The organism is Burkholderia sp. AU16482 (assembly GCF_002223285.1).
GTDB classification, from domain to species: Bacteria; Pseudomonadota; Gammaproteobacteria; order Burkholderiales; family Burkholderiaceae; genus Burkholderia; species Burkholderia semiarida.
On record NZ_NKEY01000009.1, the window covers coordinates 296,888 to 319,407 of the forward strand.

14 protein-coding genes are annotated in these 22,520 nt (G+C 68.2%); 9 read left to right on the forward strand and 5 right to left on the reverse strand.

Annotated features, from left to right (window positions below; genetic code table 11):
* Positions 1-11: 11 nt before the first annotated feature.
* From CFB35_RS31865 to CFB35_RS31890, 9 genes are all read left to right on the forward strand, one after another.
* The gene (locus tag CFB35_RS31865) at positions 12-479 is read left to right on the forward strand and encodes a hypothetical protein (RefSeq protein WP_059575039.1); all 468 of its coding nucleotides are present in this window, start codon (positions 12-14) and stop codon (positions 477-479) included.
* A gap of 85 nt (positions 480-564) precedes the next feature.
* Positions 565-930 carry a DUF3022 domain-containing protein gene (locus CFB35_RS31870; protein ID WP_089466240.1) on the forward strand — a complete coding sequence of 122 codons (366 nt, stop codon included), beginning with the start codon at positions 565-567 and terminating at the stop codon, positions 928-930.
* A 261-nt stretch (positions 931-1,191) separates the two neighbouring features.
* Positions 1,192-1,740 (forward strand): type 1 glutamine amidotransferase domain-containing protein, encoded by a 549-nt coding sequence (locus CFB35_RS31875; RefSeq protein ID WP_059575215.1) that lies wholly within the window; start codon positions 1,192-1,194, stop codon positions 1,738-1,740.
* Between the two features lie 4 nt (positions 1,741-1,744).
* Complete coding sequence (locus CFB35_RS31880) at positions 1,745-2,074, forward strand: DUF1488 domain-containing protein (protein ID WP_089466133.1); 330 nt, start codon at positions 1,745-1,747, stop codon at positions 2,072-2,074.
* A gap of 31 nt (positions 2,075-2,105) precedes the next feature.
* On the forward strand, positions 2,106-2,231 hold the full coding sequence (locus tag CFB35_RS35560) for a hypothetical protein (protein WP_256940252.1): 126 nt from the start codon (positions 2,106-2,108) through the stop codon (positions 2,229-2,231).
* 124 nt (positions 2,232-2,355) lie between these two features.
* Positions 2,356-10,350 carry a hemagglutinin repeat-containing protein gene (locus CFB35_RS31885; protein WP_373453031.1) on the forward strand — a complete coding sequence of 2,665 codons (7,995 nt, stop codon included), beginning with the start codon at positions 2,356-2,358 and terminating at the stop codon, positions 10,348-10,350.
* Between the two features lie 8 nt (positions 10,351-10,358).
* Positions 10,359-10,793, forward strand: coding sequence for a hypothetical protein (locus CFB35_RS34805; RefSeq protein WP_143328778.1), 435 nt, complete (start codon positions 10,359-10,361; stop codon positions 10,791-10,793).
* Positions 10,794-10,849: 56 nt separating this feature from the next.
* Positions 10,850-11,047, forward strand: coding sequence for a polymorphic toxin type 22 domain-containing protein (locus CFB35_RS35750; RefSeq protein WP_179231824.1), 198 nt, complete (start codon positions 10,850-10,852; stop codon positions 11,045-11,047).
* A 417-nt stretch (positions 11,048-11,464) separates the two neighbouring features.
* Entirely contained in the window at positions 11,465-11,710 is a 246-nt protein-coding gene (locus CFB35_RS31890) for a hypothetical protein (protein ID WP_060310424.1), read from the forward strand.
* 22 nt (positions 11,711-11,732) lie between these two features.
* On the opposite strand, the gene CFB35_RS31895 is transcribed toward CFB35_RS31890, so the two are convergent.
* From CFB35_RS31895 to glgX, 5 genes are all read right to left on the reverse strand, one after another.
* The gene (locus CFB35_RS31895) at positions 11,733-12,983 is read right to left on the reverse strand and encodes a phosphatidylserine decarboxylase family protein (RefSeq protein ID WP_060310540.1); all 1,251 of its coding nucleotides are present in this window, start codon (positions 12,981-12,983) and stop codon (positions 11,733-11,735) included.
* Positions 12,984-13,524: 541 nt separating this feature from the next.
* Entirely contained in the window at positions 13,525-16,290 is a 2,766-nt protein-coding gene (gene treY, locus CFB35_RS31905) for a malto-oligosyltrehalose synthase (RefSeq protein WP_089466135.1), read from the reverse strand.
* Positions 16,287-18,521, reverse strand: coding sequence for a 4-alpha-glucanotransferase (gene malQ, locus CFB35_RS31910; RefSeq protein ID WP_089466136.1), 2,235 nt, complete (start codon positions 18,519-18,521; stop codon positions 16,287-16,289). Before malQ ends, treY begins: the two co-directional genes overlap by 4 nt.
* Positions 18,518-20,389 carry a malto-oligosyltrehalose trehalohydrolase gene (gene treZ / locus CFB35_RS31915; protein WP_089466137.1) on the reverse strand — a complete coding sequence of 624 codons (1,872 nt, stop codon included), beginning with the start codon at positions 20,387-20,389 and terminating at the stop codon, positions 18,518-18,520. The genes malQ and treZ overlap by 4 nt, the downstream gene beginning before the upstream one ends.
* Positions 20,386-22,518 (reverse strand): glycogen debranching protein GlgX, encoded by a 2,133-nt coding sequence (gene glgX, locus CFB35_RS31920; RefSeq protein WP_089466138.1) that lies wholly within the window; start codon positions 22,516-22,518, stop codon positions 20,386-20,388. Before glgX ends, treZ begins: the two co-directional genes overlap by 4 nt.
* Between the last annotated feature and the right edge of the window lie 2 nt (positions 22,519-22,520).

A 22,520-nucleotide genomic window follows, 5' to 3' on the forward strand; every position in this document is an offset into this window, starting at 1 on the left:
GAGAAAACGCCATGAAGTCAGTATTCGAATCGAAGTTCGTCGCGCGGCACGTGCTGGGCTGCGCGGCCGTCGCGATCGCCGCCGCCGCGCCGGCCGCGTGGGCGCAGAACTCGCAGCGCTCTGACGAGGGCACCGGCGCGCCAAACCCGTCGATGGACATGTCGACGCCGGGCACCAACGGCAATACGGCCGCGCCGCCGCCGCCGGCGGGCACGCAGCGGCATGGCGCGAAGCACGGGATGCGGTCGCACAGCGGGTCGGCCGGGCATGTGAAGCCGGGCGGCGGCCCGAACGGTGCCGGCCAGGGCGGCAGCGGCTCCCCCGGCGGCGGCGTCGGCGGCGGGTCCGGTGGGGCCGGCGGCTCGGGCGGCTCGGGCGGCACGAGCGGGACGGGCGCCGGCAACGGCGGGTCGGCGGGCTCGACGGGCACGGGCGGCGGCGGGGCCGGCGGGACGGGCGGCGGTTCCAGCGGTTATTGACGGTGTCGTGCCGGCGCGGCCGGCACGGCGCGATGGCGGCGCGGTTACCCGGGACGGGCGCGCCGTCACCACGCAGGAGGACATCATGCAATCGAATTCCCGGATTTTTCTGGAGCACGACGAGATCGACGACGATGCAGGCGACATGGACGATCTCGACACGACGGTGCACGTGGACGTCGAAACGGGCAGGGTCATGTTTCATGCGGCGTGGGCGAACGCGGTCGAGGCGCCACCCGAGGCGGCGCGGCATTCGGTCGTGCTCGCGCTCGAATGCTCGACGATGGAACGCTATACGGACCTCGACGACGGCGCGCGGATGCGCGTGCATGCGATGTTGCACGACGCCGTGCAGCAGACGCTCGAACAGTTGCCCGATACCGACGAGAATCTGACGCTGACGGTCGAGCTGACCGACGCGATGCTCGACGCCGCGCGTCATTTGCAGTGATCGCGGCGCATCGAACGGGCGCACGGCGTCGGCTTACATCCCGTTGAAAAGTTTGCACCCCCGACCGTGACGAACGGGGCAGGCGAGACGACGAGAGGCATACGCACGCCGGCGCGCGGGTCGTTCCCCGATTGCAGGGCAATACAAGCGCGCATGGTTGCTGCGGCGTGCGGCAGCCTGCGGCGCCTCGAGCACGCGGCACGCCGATTGCTGCGCGACGAACACGGCACGACGTGTGCCACACCTTCCACGGAGGCATTCATGAGCGGCAGGCTGGATCATTGCAAGGTAGCGATTCTCGCGGTCGACGGCTTCGAGGAAGCCGAGCTCGTCGAACCGCAGCGCGCGCTCGCGGCAGAAGGCGCGCAGGTGGACGTGATTTCGCAGAAGGGCGGCGAGATCCAGGGCTTCAGGCATGTCGACAAGGGCGAGCGCGTGAAGGTCGATCGCACGTTCGACGAGGCACGCGAAGGCGACTACGACGCGGTCGTGTTGCCGGGCGGCGTCATCAACGGCGACGCGATCCGGATGGTGCCCGCCGCGCGCGAATTCGTGACGGCGGCGGTGGGCGCCGGCAAGCCGGTCGCGGCGATCTGTCACGGCGGCTGGCTGCTGGTATCGGCCGGGCTGGTCGACGGCAAGACGATGACGAGCTGGCCGAGCCTGCAGGACGACATTCGTCATGCGGGCGGCAAGTGGGTGGACGAGGAAGTCGTGCGCGACGGCAACCTGATCACGAGCCGCAAGCCGGCCGACCTGCCCGCGTTCAACGGCGCGCTGGTCGAGCGCCTCGCGGCGCGGGGGGCGTGAGCCGATGCCGACAGGTTCCCCGCGCGCCGTCACGCTGACCGACGAACCGCCCGCGTTCGACGGCGCGGCGCTGCAAATGCGCTTCGTCGTCGAGGTCGGTGGCGTGCCGCATGACTGCGCGATCACCGTCGAGGCGCTCGAAGACCATTTCGGCGCGCGCTCCGCGCTGGAAGCCGACTTGCGCGACGCGTTCGAGCGCGGCCGTGCGCGGATCGAAGCCGCATGCGCGGACGTGCTGGCGAGCGGCAACCACGACGTGGTGCTGCACAGCGGGTATTTCCGTGCGCCGGCAGGCGCAGCGAGGGCAGGGCTGTTTCGTTCGCGGCGGCCCTGAATCGGGCGGGCGTCCGCTCGGCGCCTTCAGCTTGAAACTCGACAGCCGGCTGACGCTGTTTCAGCGCGGCATGAGCGAAGTTGGGCTGCTCGCCTCTCGCTACGATCATGGTGCAAAGCACGTCAATCAGACCGGTCCGATTTTGCCTGTTCCGTAGCATTTGAGAAACGTTCTCCGTTTCTCAAAAATTATTCCGAATACGGTTCATCGATCTAACAAGTACCAGCGTCAGAGCGATGAACAAAGAGACCTACCGTCTGGTGCATTCCGGGCGCCGAGGGATGGCGGTCGCAGTCGGGGAAACCGCGACCACCACGGGGAAATCAGCGAGCGGCGACGCGCGTGCGCGCCGCACATCCCGCAGCGCGTCGATCGCGACGCTGGCCGCCGCGCTCGGTTCCATGCCCGCGATCCCCTGGGCGCAAATCGCACCGACGCCAGGCACCCCGACCCACGTCATCCAGACGCCGAACGGCTTGCCGCAGGTCAACATCGCCGCGCCGAGCGGTGCCGGCGTATCGGTCAACAACTACGATCGGTTCGATGTGCACCGCAACGGCGCGCTGCTGAACAACTCGCCCGCGATGGTGCACACGCAGCAGGCGGGGATGATCAACGGCAACCCGAACTTCGGCCCCGGGCAATCGGCACGCATCATCGTCAATCAGGTCAACAGCACGGCCGCCAGCCAGATTCGAGGCTATGTGGAGGTCGCGGGCAACCGCGCGGAAGTGGTGCTCGCGAATCCGGCCGGCATCGTGGTGGACGGCGGTGGTTTCATCAATACCAGCCGCGCCACCTTGACGACCGGGCGGCCGTACTATGGTGCCGACGGCTCGCTCGCCGGCTACCACGTGAATCGCGGGTTGATCACGGTCCAAGGCGCGGGTCTGGACGCATCGAGCGTCGATCAGGTCGATCTGATCGCGCGCGCCGTGCAGGCCAATGCAGCGATCCACGCGAAAAAACTGAACGTGATCGCAGGCGCCAGTCAGGTCGATCGCGATACGCTCGCCGCGACGCCAATCGAGGGCGATGGCGCCGCGCCGGGCGTCGCCATCGACGTCAGTCAATTGGGCGGCATGTACGCCGAGCGGATCCTGCTCGTCTCGAACGAACGCGGCGTAGGGGTGGCGAACGCCGGGACGATCGCCGCGCAGTCGGGTGACCTGACGCTGCAGTCGAACGGCCAGCTCGTGCTCGGTGGCAAGACGAACGCGACCGGCAATCTCGCAATCACCGCGCAAGGCGGTATCCGGAACGACGGCACGACGTACGGGCAGCGCAACGTGTCGGTATCGACGACCGGCACGCTGTCGAATAACGGTGCCCTGGCCGCACGGCACGCACTCAACGTCTCGGCCGACAGCGTCGCGTCGACGGGCTCGTTGGGCGCGGGCGTCAATGCGGACGGCGCGGTAACCCATGACGGCGACCTGATCGTCACCGCGACCGGTCAGCTGACGGCGAACGGCCGGAACGTCGCGGGCGGCAACGTCGCGTTCACGGGCAGCGGCATCGACCTGTCGGGCTCGAAGACGGCTGCGAACGCAAACGTTTCGCTGCTTGCTCACGCTGGCGGCCTGAACCTGACGAACGCGACGACCAGCGCGCAACGTGCGATCGATGCACGTGCCGCAGGCGTACTCGTCAACGACCACGGTACGCTATCGAGCCAGGCTGGCACGACGCTCGCGGCCCGCGCGCTGTCGAATCGTGGCGGACAGCTTTCGGCAGTCGGCCCGCTTGCAATCGATACATCGGGACGGCTCGAGAACCAGGGCGGCACGCTCGTCACGGACGGGGCGTTGACGCTCAGTGCCGGCGATATCGCAAACCGTGCCGGCACGATGCAAAGCGGCGGCGCGCTGTCGGTGAAGGGCGCGTCGCTCGACAACTCGGCGGGCCGGATCGTGTCGCTCAATGGCGACGGCCTGACACTGTCGGCGACCGGCCGGCTGACGAACGCCGGCGGCACGACGGCGACCGGTGTGCAAGGTGGCGTGATCGGCGGCAACGGAGACGTGACCGTGCAGGCGGGTCGTGTCATGAATCACGGCAGCCTGACGGCACAGCACGCACTGCAAGTCACGGCGGCCCTGGTCGACAACCGCGACGGCGCGATGGCGGCGGATCGGCTGAACGTGAAGACCACGGATCTGCACAACGCGCGCGGCACGCTCACGCAGTACGGCAGTCAGGAAACGACGGTCGACGTCAGCGGCACGCTCGACAACGCGAGCGGTACGATCCAGACCAACGGCACGAACCTCACACTGGCACCGGCGGCGCTCGACAACGCGAGCGGGATGATCGTGCACGCCGGTACCGGCACGCTGGCGCTGATGCCGGGCCTCGGTTCGGGGCTGCTGACGAACGCCGGTGGCACGATCCTGAGCCGTGGCACCATCGGGTTGTCGGCAGGCGCCTTCGACAACATCGGCGGCACGTTGGCCGCGCTCGGTTCGATCTCGGCCCGCATCGGCGGCGAACTGAACAACACGGGCGGCGCGCTTGCCGCGAACGGTGACGTGACGCTCGATGCCGGTTCCATGACCAACGGACGGGGCGGCCAATTGAACGGCGCGAATGTACTGCTTCGCGCAAATAGCCTGAACAACGACGGCGGCGGAATCACCGGCGCCGGCGGCGACGTCGGCATCACGACTGCCGGCGCAGTCTCCAACGCGGGTGGCCAGATCGGCGCGATGCGCGATCTGTCGATCCGCGCGAGCACGCTCTACGGCGGTGGAGCGTATAGCGCGGCGAACGATCTGGCGTTGTACTTGCGCGGCGATTTTACGAACACGTCGGACTACCAGTTCAATGCAGGCCGCAATCTGGCGTTCACACTGCCGGGGACGTTCAACAACGACGCCGGTCTGATGAGCGTGAACGACCTGAGCGTCGATGCGGGCGACGTCGTCAACAGTGGCGCAATGGCAGCGGGCGGCCGGCTGCGCACGCAGTCGAACACGCTGATCAACACCGGCACGCTGGTGGGCGCAAGCGTGTCGCTCTCGGCTGCGTCTGCGCTGGCGAACGTCGGGCCGACCGCGCTGATCGGGGCGTCTGCCAGCGATGGGCTGCTCGAACTGCTCGCGCAAAACATCGAGAACCGCGACGACACGACGACAACCGATACCCCGGCGCTGACCGCGATCTACGGTCTTGGCCGTGTGGTGCTGGCGGGTGGCAAGGATGCAGCCGGCCAATACACGAAGGCTGCGCATATCCTGAATCAGTCAGGCCTGATCCAGTCGGACGGCGACATGGCGCTGCATGCCGATCTCGTGACGAACACGCGTCGCGAGATGCAAACGGCATGGACCTCGCAAGTCGATGCCACGCTGCTCGAGCGGCTCGGGATCAGTCTGTCCGGCCGCACCGGCCAGGTCGGCGTCAAGGATCCGGACAGCATCGGCGGCGTCTACGTCGAGCCGCCGCATGGTGGCGAGTACAACAGCACGTACCAATACACGACCTATACCGGCACGCCGCTGGCGAACCTTGTCTCGAAGATCAGTCCGGCCGCGCAGATCGTGGTGGGCGGGAGTCTGAACGCGTCGTCCGTCGACACGTTCCAGAACTACTGGAGCCAGGTGACGGCGGCAGGCGATATCGAGATACCGCGCACGCTCGATCAGGATAGCTGGAGGGGACAGCTCGCGCCGCAGGTCAAGGTGACCTACACGGGCAAATATTGGTACCGAAACTACGACGGCACCAAGTTCTGGAGCTATTCGTTCTGCGACACGCCGGGCTGCAATGCGCCATCGGACATTCGCGAGTACGCGCTGCCGAGCTACGAATCGAGCTTCGTCGCGAACGGCACGCTCTCCGGCACGGGCGTGAGTATCGACAACCCGGCCGGCAATGCGGGGCGCCCACCGATCGGCCTGCCGCCGGGTGTCGACGTTGGCGCCGTCGGCGGCGGCATCGACCGCGTGATCGCGAGCGCGACGGCGGTCGACGTGCTGAAGAACCTGACGATTCCGCAGGGCGGCCTGTTCCATCCGAACCCGGCGCCGAACGCGAACTACCTGATCGAGACGAACCCGGCGTTCACGAGCCGACGCGCGTTCATGTCGAGCGACTACTATCTGCAGCAGCTCGGGCTGAACCCGGAGCAGACGGCGAAGCGCGTTGGCGACGGGTTCTACGAGCAATGGCTGGTGCGCAATCAACTCACCTCCCTGACCGGCAAGGCGGTGCTCGGGCCGTACACGGACATCGAATCGATGTATCAGGCGCTGTTGTCGTCGGGTGCCGCGCTGTCGAAATCCCTCGATCTGCCGCTCGGCGCGAGCCTGTCGGCCGAACAGGTCGCGCAGCTCACGAGCAACGTGGTGCTGCTGGAGACGCGTGTCGTCGACGGGCAATCGGTGCTGGTGCCAGTCGTGTATCTCGCACAGGCGAGCCGGCAGGACATGAACGGCCCGCTGATCGCAGGCGGAAACGTCGATCTGAAGGACGTGCGGTCGTTCTCGAACAGCGGCACGCTCCGCGCCGCGGACAGCCTTTCGATCGGCGGCCGGAGCCTCGACAACCGCTTCGGTGCGCTGCAAAGCGGCGGCCGGATGACGCTGGTGACGACCGGGACAGTCGATCTGACCTCGGCAAGCGTAAAGGCCGGCGGTCTGGCGCTGGCAGCAGGCGGCGACCTGATCCTCGATACCGCGACGCACACGCGCAGCCAGGCGAGCGCAGACGGCGCGACGCGCGTGTCGACGACGCTCGGACCGCAAGCGGGCATCGACGTGGCCGGCGACGCGGCGATCGCGACGGGCGGCAGCTTCCGGCAGAACGCGGGCAATCTGAGTGTCGGCGGCGATCTCGGGATGCAGGTCGGCGGCGACTGGACGCTCGGCGCGCAGCAGGTCGGCGAGCACAAGGTAGTCGAGCGCGCGAACGGCGTGTCGGACACGGAAGTCAATCGATCCATCGGCAGTGCGGTCAAGGTCGGCGGGAAGTCGGCGATCGTCGTAGGAAGGGATCTCACCGCGAAGGGGGCGCAGATCGAACTGGGCGGTGGCGGTGCGGTCGTGGCCGGCGGCACCGTGACACTGGGCGTGGCGAGCGCGACGTCGACCGTGAACAGTACCAGCTCGGGTAACGAGGGCAGCCGCGGCTATGCCGAGTCGCTGCACACGTCGGATCAGGCCCTGAGCGGCACGACGCTGACCGGTGGCGAAAGCGTGGCGATCGTGGCGGGTAAAGACCTGAACGTGATCGGCAGCGCGATCGGTCTGGACAAGGGCAATGTGACGCTGGCTGCCGCGGGCGACGTGAACATCGGTGCGGCGACCGGGACGCACGAACTGAATGCGCACGAAACGCACAGCCGCAGCGGCGTGGTGAGCGGCACGAAGGTCGCGAGCGGGATCGACCAGACGATGACGCTGAACCAGGGCAGCCTGGTATCGGCCGATGGCGTGACGATCGCTGCTGGCCGCGATCTGATTATCCAGGGCAGCACGGTCGTCGGTACGAACGACGTCGCGCTGAGCGCGGCGCGCAACGTGACCGTCGCGACGACGCAGGATACGCTCGCGTCGTCGAGCTACTACCAGAAGAAGGAAACGGGGCTGATGTCGGGCGGCGGCCTGTCGGTGTCGGTGGGCAGCAGTTCGCTGAAGACGACGAGCCAGACGAGCGAGGTGTCGAATAATGGCAGCACGATCGGCTCGCTCAACGGCAATCTGAGCATCGTCGCCGGGAACGACCTGCGTGTGACGGGCAGCGACCTGATTGCCGCGCGGAACATCAGCGGCACGGGCGCGAACGTGACGATCGATGCGGCACAGGCCACTGGTCATCGCGCGCAGACGCAGGAAGTATCGAAGAGCGGGTTGACGCTCGCGCTGAAGGCGCCGGTGATCGACGCCGTGTCGAACGTGGTGGGCCAGTCGCGCGCAGCCGGCAAGAGTCAGGATGGTCGTGCGGCCGCACTGCACGGGATGGCAGCCGCGAGCGGGGCAATCGATGCGGTGGGCGCAGGCGCGGCGGCATTGGCCGGAGGCGCGACACCCGAGTTCAAGGTCGAACTCAGCGTCGGCAGCAGCCACAGCAAGAGCGCGTTCAGCGAGGACAGCGTGACGAATCGCGGCTCGAATGTGAACGCCGGCGGAACGGTGGCGTTTGCGGCAACCGGCAACGGTCAGGCGGGCAGCGGCAATGTGACGATTGCCGGATCGAACGTGAACGCGAGCGACGTGATTCTGGCCGCGAAGAACGACGTCAACATCGTCAATACGACGGATACCGATTCGACGCGCAGCACGAACGAGTCGAAGAGCGCGAGCGTGGGTGTGTCGGTCGGCACGGGCGGGTTCGGTATCTCGGCGGCGATGTCGAAAGCCAACGGCGACGGTAACAGCGATCTGGCCACGCAGAACAACAGCCACGTGAATGCTGCAAACGGTGTGACGATCATTTCGGGCGGTGATACGAACATCATCGGCTCGAACGTGAAAGGCAATCAGGTGAATGCCGACGTAGGCGGAAACCTGAACATCGCCAGCGTGCAGGATACGCTGGCGAGCGCGGCGCATCAGTCGAGTTCGGGTGGCGGTTTCAGCATCAGTCAGGGTGGCGCCAGCGCGAGCTTCAGCCAGAGCAAAGGGAATGCGACGGGCAGCTATGCGGGTGTCGATGAGCAGGCCGGCATTCAGGCGGGCGATGAGGGCTTCAATATCAACGTCACCGGCAATACGGACCTGAAGGGTGGGTTGATCGCGAGTAGCGCGGATGCGTCGAAGAATTCGTTGACGACAGGTTCCCTCACCTTCTCGGACATCCAGAACCAGTCGCACTACGATGCGAGCTCGAGTGGCTTCAGCGCGGGCGCGACGACAGGCGATGGCGGGATGAACTACAGCACGCATGGAAGCGCGTCGGGCAAGAACGCGGGTGGTGCCGCGCCCATGCTTGGCCAGAACGACAGCGGAAGTGATAGCGCGACGACGAAGAGCGGTGTCAGCGCCGGAACGGTCACGATCACGGATTCGGCGAACCAGAAGCAGGATGCGGCGAGCTTGAGCCGCGATACGACGAACACGAACGGGACGGTCGCCAAACTGCCCGACGTGCAGAACCTGCTGGCCAATCAGTCGGACATGATGGCTGCAGCCAGCGCGGCCGGCGAAGCGGTGTCGCGCCGGATCGGAGACTACGCGGACAAGATGATGAAGGATGCGGCTGCCAACGGTGACCAGGCAGGTGTCGACGCGTGGAAGGAAGGCGGAGCGAATCGCGCGCTGATGCAAGGTGCTGGTGCGGCGCTCGTGACGGGCCTGGCCGGCGGCAACGCGGTTGGCGGTGCTGCCGGCGCGGCGGTCGCGTCGATTGCCGCAGGCAAACTGAACGAACTGAGCAGCGCGATCGCAGGCAGTGATCCGACCGGCAATGCCAATATGAATCAGGCGCTGGGCAACATCGTGGCGAACGTGATCGCGACGGGGGCCGGCGCCGCCGTGGGCGGCGACGCGGGAGCGTTCTCGGGGTACAACGTCGACCGATTCAATCGCCAACTTCACTCCGAAGAAAAGAAAGTCATACATGAATTGGCCAACGGCGATCCTAACAAGGAGCATCGACTGGAAGCGGCCGGATGTGCACTCGTCCACTGTGCAGCCGAGTACGCACCGGGTACGGCAGACTACGCAAAGTACTCGGCGCTGGAGCAAGAAGGTGCCGGTTATACGGCCGAACAGACTCAACTGAAGAATTACAATGGGACGTACTTCGCGGCTTCGGGCTACGGTGGCATGGTAAAGCTAACGCCGGCGAGCGGTTTGTTTCAGTACAGCACTGATGATTTGCGAGCTGACAGTAACGCATTCGTCTCGAATGTACTCTCCACACGCCCCGGAAAGCTGGATTACGTATCTATCGGGGGAGCGGCTTTTGGTAGTTCGGCGGGTATTTCTATTAATTTGCATAATGGAAATGTTTATCTTGGAGGGGGCGGTGCTGTCCCGGTGGTACCGGGAGCGTCCGTTACCGTCGGCGTTATTCCGACTGCGGCTAATCAAGCTCCCACTATTCAGGCAGATAAAACTGATAATTTTCTTGCGGGCGCATCACTTGGTGTAAATATGTGTGCGTACGGGGCGTGTGTCGGTGGCAATCACGCTTTCGGCGGAGATACATCCGTAGAAGTGGGTGTAGGTTTTGGCGGGATTACACGTGCGCCAAATCTGGGTGGAGGTGGTTCCACCAGTGTTAGTTTTCCAGTTTTTACAATTCCTGGCATGCAACCTAAACGGAGATGATTGCTCGCATGACGAAGATGAAATTCGATAAACGAGTTTGGATGGTTGTCGCTGTTATTGTGTTTATTGTAGTGATTTATGGATTGAGAAATAATCCTGTTGACGGGCAAGAGAAGCTTGATGTTATGCGGCGCGATATGGATGTGATTTTGATGAATGGGGGCGTCGTGGCAGTGAGGTCTCAAAGCTATAAATATGGGGCCGCATATTTATATGTGGGGGTCGACGCGAAGTCATGGTCGCCAGAATTGGCGGATAAGTACAGTCGAGGACTAGTGGATATTGGTTGGAGGGAAGTTAATTCAGATGAAGTGGTGATTCTTTGTAAAAAAGGGATTAGTGCCGAAGTGCAGCGGGGGATGGAGCGTGGTGACGGGAAGGCAGTGTATGGAATTAATATGACTTATAACGCTTTGACGATTCGCAGATGTAAGGCGGGTTGATTTGATAAAATCAATCGGCAGATTGCGATACTGCGAAAGCTAATGATTAGATGTTGATGAATGGTGTGATTGGTGCAGTAACATATGCCTATGGCGAAACTGGCGCGGTTGACTTTGGCGTTGGTCAGACGAATTCTGTTCACTTTGGTGTAGTGCTATGGGACCATTCGATCAAAGTGACTGAAGATGGAAATGGAAGGCTTAAATGGCTGCAGTCGGCGGAGGCCCGAATCGAGAAAAGTGGGCCAAGATGATGCATAGGCAAAAAAATTGCTTACTGGGTTGCTGTAACCGCTGCCGGTGTATTTATTGGTGCACTGCTGATAAGGAAATGGTTTTTTAGGCGTTATACCTACTGACTAGATTAATAGGCGATCGGTAAGCTAAACGAACTGAGGAGCGCGATCGCCGGCAGTGATTCGACCGGTAGTCATATCAGCAGCGCGGAACCCAACGGCGGCGACGTTACACGCCGTTGAAAACTTTGCAGCGGTTCACGATCGCCCCCAAGTGCCCTATCACGTGGCATCGGCGCGGCACGGATACCGGCCGAAGTATGCCACTTGGCACGGTCCGTGCATGCCCCTGACGTCGCCGGCGCACGATACGCGCCGCATGCCGAGGCGACGCCGTCGTCGCATCGAGCGCAGCCGTCAACCGGGGAAACGAGCATGCTGACTGCCCACGAATTCGCCGCACTGTTCCTCGCGCATCACGCGCCGGAACAGATCCAGATCGATCGCGACGACGTCGTCGCGCTCGTCGAACGACGCCTGATCGTGATGGAGCACGACGACGCGTCGGGCGCGCACCGACCCGCGCTGACCGCCGATGGCCTGTCGGTGCTGCAATGCGTGCAGCGTCATGACGCCGCCGGTGCCCACGCGATCGGCCTGCACGATGTGACCGACGGGTGATGCGCAGGGCCGCGCGCCGCGCTCACCGCGCGACCGCAACCGGCGCATTGACCTGCACGACGGGCGGCTCGCCTTCGAACGGCGGCGCGTACAGGAAGCGGTCGATCACGCCGGGCTCGAACAGCAGGCAGTAGGTCGAGCCGCCGAACTGGAAGTAACCGATCTCGTCGCCCTTGTCGACGCGCTGCCCCGGCACGACCTCGACCACGCACGACGATACGTCGCCCATCCCGACGAACACGGCCGCCACGGTGCCGATGCCCGGATCGTCGCTCGCGATCGCGATCACCGCGCGTGCGGCCACCGCCGTCATGTAGCCCTGCGAGTCGTTGAGCCCGGCCGGGTCCGGGCCTTCCGCTTCGGCGACCGAATAATAGGCGCCGTCTACCCGATACGCGTGCGTGACGACGCCGCGCACCGGCGCATGCCAGCGGTGATAGTTGTACGCGCTGAGGTAGGCCTGATAGACGTCGCCGCCGACGAAGCGCTCGGCGAGCGGCAGCCACGCGGGCGTGAAGAGGTCGCGCAGCGAATACGGCTGCGACTTGATCCAGAACGTGTCGCGCAGCTTCACGTTGGTTTCGGCGTGATAGGGCGCGGCTTCGCACGCGCTGACGATCACGTGTGGATCGTCCGGGGCCGCGACGGGCCGCGCGCCATCGCGAAAGCGCCGCGTGAAGAAGTCGTTCCACGAATCGAAGCCCCAGTGCGGCTGGTCTTCGCGATACTGGAACTGCGACAGCCCCAGACGCTTGCGTGCTGCGTCGCAGAACCAGCCGTCGGGCGCGGACGTGTCGAGATGCGTGCGCGAGTGCGGGCCGCCAAGGAAGTCGCACCAGACGTTCAGCACGCGCTTCAACTGCGCGTTCACGGCCGCGTCGCGAAACACCGCGTGGCCCGACGGCATGCACATCGGCCAGTCGAAGAACGCGTTCAGCGGGCACACGATCAGGCTTTCCTCGCTGAACGGCGGCGTGTAGGTCATCAGATGGTCGAGCACGGTCATCAGCTCGCCGATCGACGTGTAGCCGAGCCGGTATCCCGATTCGCACGCTTCGTCGATCGCGCGGGTCAGGCTCATGCGCAGCACCGCGTTGTCGTCGAACAGCCGCGCGAGGTCCTGCACGGCCGGCGTGCGCAGCCGTTCGCCGGCATGCGCGCGGGCTTCGTTCGCGATTTTTTCGCGGAACGCGGCCATGCGGGATTCCTCGGTGGCCATCCATCCGCCGAGGCGGCGGCGCGTGGCGGGCGGCGTGTTGCGATTCGTCGGCATCGTCACCTCCGGAACGGTTTCGGTCGAATCAGCGGAGCAAGATGCTTGCCCGGCCGGCGGCACCGAAATTGCTGCGTTCGGGTGACCGGTTTCTTTCGATGACTCAGGAGAACGAAATGGCTACAGCTTCGAATGCACGACAGACCCACGATGCAGGCTCGACGGACGAGCGTCGCCGCGACGGGCAACGGACCGTGACGCCGACGCGTACGCGGACTCGTGTGCGAGCGCAGGCGGTACCGCGCGACGGCGCGCGGCGGGCCGAGCGCGGTGACCGCGGCACAAGCGGAAACGGGCCGGTGACGCCGAGCCGCGGAGAAGAGGCGGCGAAACCGCTGTGGGAGGACGACCGCGGCGAGATGCCGCCGGAGGAGTGGTCGTAAGGTCGTTGACGCAGATCGTCGGCTGAACAAACTGGCTAGCGATCGGAGGCTTCGGGTGAAAGCCGATCACGCGTTTGAAAGATCGATTATTCACGGCACGTTTTGCACAAAATCGATCGCGGGCTCGCTCCCTGACTACCGTCAATCGGACATCGCCTTCAGTTTTCACTCCGCGCCGCGACGAGCACCGCCACAGGCAACTCGGCCAGGCAGCGATCGAGCGCCAGCACACCATCCGGCGCATCGATCGCGTCCCCGGCATTCAACGCGTCTGTCCAGGGCCATTCGACGCCGCGCGGCAGCACGACGGCCGTATCGCCCCATCGCGCCGGTTCCACGCGCGGCAATCCGGGCGCTTCGCCCAGCAACCGGCACGCGAGCCGCGTCGCGACCACCACCACGGTCGCCGCATCGTCGCACCGCGCGAACGCCACCGCATGCCGTGCCAACTTGCCGCGCACGCGCAGCGGAACGTACGCGCCATCCGCGAACGTCGCCGGCCATCGCGCGCGCAGCGCCAGCATCCGCTCGATCAGCGCGCGCTTCACGCGCGCGTCGGGCCACGTCGGCAGATACGACGCAACGGGCGCGTCGACCGCTTCGGCCGCCAGCGTCGCGAACGGTACGTCGCGCCGGTTGTCCGGATCGACGAGCGAGTGATCCCATGACTCGGTACCTTGATACAGATCGGGCACGCCGGGCGACGCGATCCGCAGCGCCGTCTGCGCGAGGCTGTTGACGACGCCGGCCGGCGCGATCCGCGCGACGAACGCATGCAGCCGATGCGGAAAATCCCCGGCGCCGCGCGGCGTCAGGATCGCGCGAACGAATGCCTCGCAGCCGCGCTCGTAGTCGGGCTCGGGCGCGAGCCAGTCGGTGTGCTGCTTCGCTTCGCGCAGCGCCTTCGTCTGCCATTGCACGACGCGCGTCGCGAGCGCGTCGAGGCCGGCCGCATCGTCGGGTGCGAGCGCGGGCGGCCAGCAGCCGACGAGCGTCTGGTACAGCATCGCCTCGGCGGCCGGCCCGGGCGTCCACGCGAGGTCGCGGTGCGCGCCGCCGCGATGCGGCAGGTTCAGCGCCGACCAGTCGAGCGATGCCGCGCGCCACGCATCGGGCGCCTCGCTGAGCACCGCGAGCCGCGCACGCGCGTCCTCGCCGCGCTTGTGGTCGTGCGTGGCCGTCGCGACGAGCCCGTGCGGCACGGTGCGCACGCGACGCCGGTTGCGTGCATGGAACGCGCCGCGCGACAGGCTGAAGTCGCCGGCGTCGGCGCCGACCTCGTTGCGCGACAGCAGCCGGCCATAGCGATAGTTGGCCGTATCCTCGACACCCTTCGCGGCCAGCGGCGCGGTGAGCTGCGCGAACGCGACGCGCGCCGCGACCAGCGCGTCCGCGTTCGCGCGCGGTACGCGCACGACCGGCAGGCCGAGCCACGCGGCGACGCGCTCGAGCGCGAACCGGTCGGTCGGATCGACGGCCGCATACGCACCGTCATACGCGTGGGCGAGCACGCGCCGGTCGGCGTCGGCGAGTTCCTCGCCCGGCGCCGGATACATCCGGTACACGGGCAGCCGCACCGCGAGTTCGCCGAGCACGCGGTGGATCGCGAGCCGGCTCACGTCGCGCGTCGCCGGCGACGCCCGCGCGATCCCGTGCAGCAACCGCGCGACCCGCGCATGCTCGACGGCGAGCTGGCGCATCAGCACGCGCCGCTTGCCGTCGAGCGCTTCCTGCGCGAACGTGCGCGCCGAACCCGACACGGCCGCCCAGTGCGCGGCGAGCGGCGCGGCGCCGGCCGGGTCGTGCAGCAGCGCGCCGACGTCGTTCATGAAGTCGTAGCCGGTCGTGCCGTCGACGGCCCAGTCGCTGCGCAGCGCCTCGCCGGGCGCGAGGATCTTCTCGACCACGATGTAGGGCCGCGCGTCGCGCTGCGCGGCGAGCCGCGCGTGCAGCCGCCGGCAGTACGCGCGCGGATCGGCGAGGCCGTCGACGTGATCGACGCGCACGCCGTCGACCAGCCCGGCCGCGTGGAGGCGCAGCGGCAGCGCATGAACGGCGTCGAACACCGCGTCGTCTTCGACGCGTACGGCCGCGAGCGTCGCGATGTCGAAGAAGCGCCGCCAGTTCAGCTCGTCGGCGGCCGTGCGCCACCACGCGAGCCGGTAGTGCTGGCGTTCGAGCAATCGGTGCAGGCAGGCGCGCGAGCGGGCGCGGCGCGGGTCGGCGCCGCGCAATACCGCGTCGAGCGCGTGCGGGCCGTGCGCGGCCGCATGATCGCGCAGCGCCGCATGGGCGGCGGCCAGCCGCGCGCTGCCGCGTGCCGGCGCGGCATCGAAGCGCTCGGCGAGCGCGTTCAGGTCCGCGCGGTTCGCGATGCGCAGGATTTCCGCGTAGGTGGCGGCGGCCACGGGCAGCCGCCGCCCGGGGCACGCGATATAGAAGCGGCCCGCGGCCGGATCGGCGCGCAGCGTGATGTCGCCGGCCGCGAGCGCATCGCCGTACGGCGCGCCGAGGCACGGCAGCAGCACCTTGCCGTCGAGCGCCGGGTCGGGCGGATGCCAGTCGATGTCGAAGGTGCGTGCATACGGGCTCGCCGGCCCCCATTCGAGCACGTCGTTCCACCAGCCGTTCGACGACCCGCCGACGCCCATGTGGTTCGGCACGATGTCGATGATGATGCCGAGGCCGCGCGCGCGCAGCGCATCGACCAGCCGCAGGAAGCCGGCTTCGCCGCCGAGTTCGGCGCTGAGCGCGCCGTAGTCGACGGTGTCGTAGCCGTGCAGCGAGCCGCGCTCGGCCGTCGACACCGGCGACAGGTACAGGTGGCTCACGCCGAGCCGCGCGAAGTAGTCGGCGTGCGCGGCCGCGTCGTCGAACGTGAAGCCCGCGTGCAACTGCAGGCGCAGCGTCGCGCGCGGCGTCATGAGCGGCGCCCCCGCGAACGGCGCGCATGCACGACGGCGGCGATGCGCGTGCGCACGTCGGTGTCGAACAGCGTGTCGACCGTGCGCGGCAGACGCTGCCGCCAGTTCGGATGGCCGCACGGCGGCCGCGGCAGGTTCGGCTGCGCGTCGAGCGCGAGCAAATCCTCGAGCGGCAGCAGCGCGAGCGGCGACGGGCTGATCGCGACGTAGCCGAGGATCGCGTTCACCGGCGGCATGTCGGCCGGCGGCGCCGCGGCGCCGGCCGGCGCGCACCCGGCCTGTTGCAGCGCGTGCCACAGCGCCGCGCGCTCGGTGGCGCGTTCCGCGTGGGCGGCGAGCAGCTCGGGCGGCGAAGCCGGCGGCGGCGTCGGCTTGCCCGGCTCGGGGCGCTGCACGGTATCGTGTCCGAACGCCATGCGCTGCACGATCTCGTCGGAATCGTGCGCGCTCGCATCGTTCGGCGCCGGGGCGGCCACGTCGCGCGGCGGTGTGTCGTCGCGCCGTTTACCGGCTTCGGCGTCGGCGGCGACGCGCCGCCATCCGAGATCGACGCCGCGCCACCAGCCGGCCACGGTCGGCAAGTCATGCGTCGAGGTGGTCGCGATCGCATCGCGATCCCATGCGGACGGCGGCCGGAACGCGCCGTTCGCGTCGCGCTCGAACCACAGCACGCGCATGCCCGCGACGCCCTGCGCGCTGAGCCGTTCGCGCAATCCGGCCGGCACGGTGCCGAGATCCTCGCCGATCGCGATCGCGCGATGGCGGGCCGCCTCGAGCGCGACGAGCCGCACCAGATCGTCGAGCGGATAGCGCAGGTACGCGCCGCTGCGCGGCGAGCCGCCGTCCGGCACGATCCACATCCGCGCGAAGCCGAGCACGTGATCGATGCGGATGCCGCCCGCGTGCGCGAACGCGGCGCGCAGCAGCTCGATGAACGGCACGAAGCCGTCCGCGCGCAGCGCGGCGGGCGTCCACGTCGTCACGCCCCACGCCTGGCCAGCCGCATTGAACAGGTCGGGCGGCGCGCCGAGCGACACGCCGCGCAGCAGCGTCGTGCCGTGCGCCCACGCGTCGCTGCCGGCGCGATCGGAGCCGACCGCGAGATCGGCGATCAGCCCGGTCGCCATGCCCGCGCCGCGCGCCGCGTGCTGCGCGTCGCCCAGCGCGCGCGACGCGCACCATTGCAGGAAGGTGTGGAACGCGATCGTGTCGGCATGCGCGTGCGCGAACGCGTCGACTTCCGCCGATCCCGGCATGCGCCATTGCGCCGGCCATTGCCGCCAATCCGCGCCGATCCCGTGCTCGATGCAGAACGCCTGCAGCGCATCGAAGCGCGCGTGCGCGTCGAGCGCCGCGCCGCCCGCCGCGCGAAACCGCTGGTACGTGTCGCGCGACGGGTCGTCGCTCGCTCGCCATGCGTCGAAGCATGCACGCAGACGGCGCAGCTTCGCCGGCAGCACGCGGGGCCAGTCGATCAGTGCGGCGTCGGCGTCGGCGACGGCGGCCGATGCGCGCGGCGCGGCATCGGCGCCCGGCACCGCGTCGCAGTCGAGATACGCGACGTTGTGCCAGCGCCTCGACGACGGCGAATACGGGCTGTCGTGCGCGGGGAGGGCCGGAAAGCCGGCGTGCGTCGGGCTGATCGCCACGGCCTGCGCGCCGTGGCGCGCCGCGTGCGCGGCGAGCCGCGCGAGCGTCGTGTAGTCGCCCGCGCCGTCGTCGCCGGTGCGGCGCAGGCCGTAGAGCTGCGCGGCGATGCCCCAGCGGCTGTTCGCGTCGCGTGTGCGCGCGAACGCGTCGAACGGCCGCGCGCGCGGCGGTGCGATCGCGAGCCCGATACGCTGCTCGCCGACGTCGAGCGCGTGATAGCCGGCCATCGCGAGCGGCGGCAGCGTGCCGTGTTCGCCCGTGCCGCCCACGCGCCCGTCCACGTGCCCGCCGCTTTCGAGCGAGATCCTGAAGCGCGCGCCCGGCGCCGCGACGGTCGCGGGCAGCGTCAGCGGCAGGCCGGCGTCGCCGGTCACGGTACGCGGCGGCGCCGCGTTCGCGTCGGCGAGCGCCGCCGCGCTGTCGACCCGCTGGATCGCGGTGCCGCACGGCCAGCCGAGCGCATCGACGAGCGCGACGAGCGCGTCGTCGTCCACGCGCCGCGCGACGCCGCCCGCGTCGGTCCAGTCGGGCTCCAGCCCGGCCGCACGGGCGAGCGCCGCGATCGGAACGTCGGTCGTCATGATGAACTCCGTCCGTTCGCGCGGTGATGCCGCGCATCCTGGTTGACCGCGCCGTCGCGCCACGCGATGCACGCGCGGGGCGGCACGTGCCCGCCCGGCAGCCGGTCGCGCGCGCGCGGCGGCGTCTCGAACACGATCTTGCCGACCGGCAGCGCGGGCAGCGTCGCGTCGTGCGAGCCGAGATTCAGCGCGATCGTCAGCGTGCTGCCGTCGCCGAGGCGCCAGCGCGCGGCGAGGGCGGGCGGGTCGCCGTCGCCCGCGAGCAGATCGACGCCGAGCGACCGCGCGCCGGCCAGGTGCGGCGTCACGAGCGCCGCGCGCACGGCCAGCGCGCTGCGGTAGAAGCGCCGCCACGCGGCCGCGTCGGGCCACGATTCGTCGGGCGGATGGTGCAACGACGAGCGCACGAACGTCGCGATGTCGTTCGGATCGGGAATCGCGTCGCGATGCGCGGCATCGGCGAACGCGGGAAACGCGGCGAATTCGCGACGCCGGCCTTCGCGCACCGCGTCGGCGAGCGCGCCGCGATAGTCGGTGAAGAACTGGAACGGCTGCGTGCTGCCGTCTTCCTCGCCCATGAACAGCAGCGGAATCGACGGTGCAAGCAGCATCAGCGCGGTGGCCGCGCGCACCGCGTCGTCGTTCGCGAGCGCGCGCAGCCGTTCGCCGAACGCGCGGTTGCCGATCTGGTCGTGGTTCTGCAGAAACACGACGAACGCCGTCGGCGGCAGGTGCGCGCTCGGCTCGCCGCGCGCGGCACCGTCGTGCAGCGGCGACGGTTCGCCCTGATACGCGAAGCCTTCGCCGAGCGTGCGCGCGAAATGGCGCAGCGGCGCGTCGGCGTACGCGCGATAGTAGCCGTCGCGCTCGCCGGTCAGCAGCACGTGCGCGCTGTTGTGAAAGTCGTCGTTCCATTGCGCGTCGAAGCCGCCGGGGCCGAGCAGGCTCGCGGTATTGCGCTCGTTCTCCAGCACGAGATGCACGTGGCGCGCGTCGCCCGCGTGCGCGCGTACGCGGCGCGCGAGTTCGCGCAGCCATGCGTCGTCGCCGATCGCGTGCGCGGCGTCGATGCGCAGCCCGTCGAAACGGTACTCGTCGAGCCAGTACAGCGCGTTGTCGATGAAGAACGCGCTCGTCTGCGGACGGGAGAAATCGATCGCCGGTCCCCACGCGGTCTGCCGGTCCGCGCGGAAGAATTCGGGCGCGTAGCGCGGCAGCAGATTGCCGTCGGGGCCAAAGTGGTTGTAGACGACGTCGAGGAACACCTGCAGCCCGAGCCCGTGCGCGGTGTCGACCAGCGACTTCAGCTCCTCGGGCCGCCCGTACGACGCGTCGGGCGCGAACGGTAGCACGCCGTCGTAGCCCCAGTTGCGCGCGCCCGGGAACGCGTTGACGGGCATCAGCTCGACGGCGGTCACGCCGAGTTCGGCGATCGTCGGCAGCCGCCGCTCGACGGCCGCGTAGCCGCCGCACGCGCCGACATGCAGCTCGTACAGCACCGTCTCGTGCCACGGGCGGCCGCGCCATGCGTCGTGACGCCAGCGGTACGCGGTTGGATCGACGATCTGGCTCGGTCCGTGCACGTCGTACGGCTGGAAGCGCGACGCGGGATCGGGCACCGCGAGCGCGTCGTCGAGCAGGTAGCGGTACAGCGTGCCGGGGCCGCACGGCGCGACCGTCTCGAACCAGCCGTCGCCGGCCGGCGTCATCGGAATCGCGCGGCCGCCTTCGTCCTGCAGCTCGACGGCGGCCGTGCGGCTCGCGGGCGCCCACAGCCGGAAACGCGTGTGGTCGGCATCGACGCAGGTCGCGCCGAACGACGATTCGAATGCATGCGTGCCGGTTGGGCGGGCGGAACGGGATGTCATGGCGATCCTCGGGAAGGAGACTGATCGGGCGGCGGCACGGCCGCGACCGCGATCGCGGCCGCATGCGCGGCGACGTCGAGGCCCGCTTCCGGCCACGAGCGCGGGCCCGAGTCGGGCGTCGCGGTGTCGAGCAGGATCCGGTAATCGAGTACGGGCGCGGGCGGCATGAACGTGATGGTGTCGGCCGATGCGTTCAGCATCACGAGCAACGCCTCGGTGCGTCCGGTGCGGCCGGTGCCGACGCGCCGCATCGTCAGCGCGCGGCGTTCGCCGTCTTCCCACGCGGGGACGGTCAGCGCGTCGCCGCGTTCGTCGAACCATTCGATCTCGCGCATGCCCGGCGCGCCGTCGCGGTCGCCCGATGGGTAGCCCGGCGCCGACATCACCGGGTACATGCGCCGCAGCGCGGCGAGCCGCGACACGAAGCGGGTCATCTCGATGCCTTCGTCGCCGTGCGCCAGGTCCCAGTCGAGCCAGGACAGTTCGTTATCCTGGCAATACGCGTTGTTGTTGCCCTGCTGCGTGCGGCCGAATTCGTCGCCCGCCACGAGCATCGGCGTGCCGAGCGCGGTAAACAGCGTCGCGAGCATCGAGCGCGCGACGCGCCGGCGCACGTCGCGGATCGCCGCGTCGTCGGTCGGCCCTTCGGCGCCCCAGTTCGCGCTGCAGTTGTCGTCGCGGCCGTCGCGGTTGTCCTCGCCGTTCGCGTCGTTGTGCTTGCCCGCGTACGACACCAGATCGGCGAGCGTGAAGCCGTCGTGCGCGGTGACGAAATTGATCGATGCCCAGGTGCGGCGCCGCCCGTGATTGAACAGGTCGGCCGAGCCCGACAAGCGTGCCGCCAGTTCCGGGCGCTGGCCAGCGTCGCCGCGCCAGAAGCGTCGCACGGTGTCGCGAAACCGGTCGTTCCACTCGGCGAAGCCGGGCGGATGGCGGCCGAGCTGATAGCCGCCGGGGCCGAGATCCCACGGCTCGGTGATGAGCTTGCGCTGCGCGAGCACGGGGTCCTGCCGCAGCGCGTCGAAGAACCCCGCGCCGGGTTCGAAGCCGTGATCCTCGCGGCCGAGCGTCACGCCGAGATCGAAGCGGAAGCCGTCGATGTTGAACGCGGTGGCCCAGTAGCGCAGCGAATCCATCACCATCTGCACGACGCGCGGATGCGACATGTTCAGCGTGTTGCCGCACCCGGTTTCGTCGACGTGGTAGCGCGGATCGTCGGGCCGCAGCCGGTAATAGCTCGCGTTGTCGAGGCCGCGCCACGACAGCGTGGGCCCGAGCTGGTTGCCTTCGCACGTGTGGTTGTAGACGACGTCGAGCACGACCTCGATGCCGGCCGCGTGCAACTGGCGCACCGCGATGCGCATTTCGTCGAGTCGCCGCGTCGTCAGATACGACGGCTCCGGCGCGAAGAACGCCGCCGTGTCGTAGCCCCAGTAGTTGCGCAGCCCGCGTTTCACGAGCTCGCGCTGCTGCAGGAACGCGTGAATCGGCAACAGCTCGACCGTCGTCACGCCGATCGACAGCAGATGATCGATGAACGCCGGATGCGCGAGCGACGCGAACGTGCCGCGCTCCGGCGGGCGCAGCCCGGCGCGGCGCATCGACGCGCCGCGGACGTGCGTCTCGTAGATCACGGTACTGCGCCACGGCACGTTCGGGCGCCGGTCGTTGCTCCAGTCGAACGCTTCGTCGACGACCACGGCTTTCGGCATCGCGGGCGCCGAATCGCGGCGGTCCATCGACAGATCGGCCCGATTCGAATGCACGCGATAGCCGAACAGCGCGTCCGACCAGCGGAACTGGCCGACCAGCTTGCGTGCGTACGGATCGAGCAGCAGCTTGGTCGGATTGAAGCGATGGCCGTTCTGCGGCTGGTACGGGCCGTCCGCGCGAAACCCGTACACGGTGCCCGGATGCGCGTTGGGCAGGTAGCCGTGCCACACCTCGTCGGTGCATTCGGGCAGGTCGAGGCGCGCGAGTTCCTTGCGGCCGGTCGGATCGAACACGCACAGCTGAATGCGATGCGCGTGCGCGGAAAACACCGCGAAATTGGTCCCGAGGCCGTCCCAGGTCGCGCCGAGCGGATAGCTGCGGCCGGATTCGAGACGGGTGGGGAGGGCGGTCGGCATGG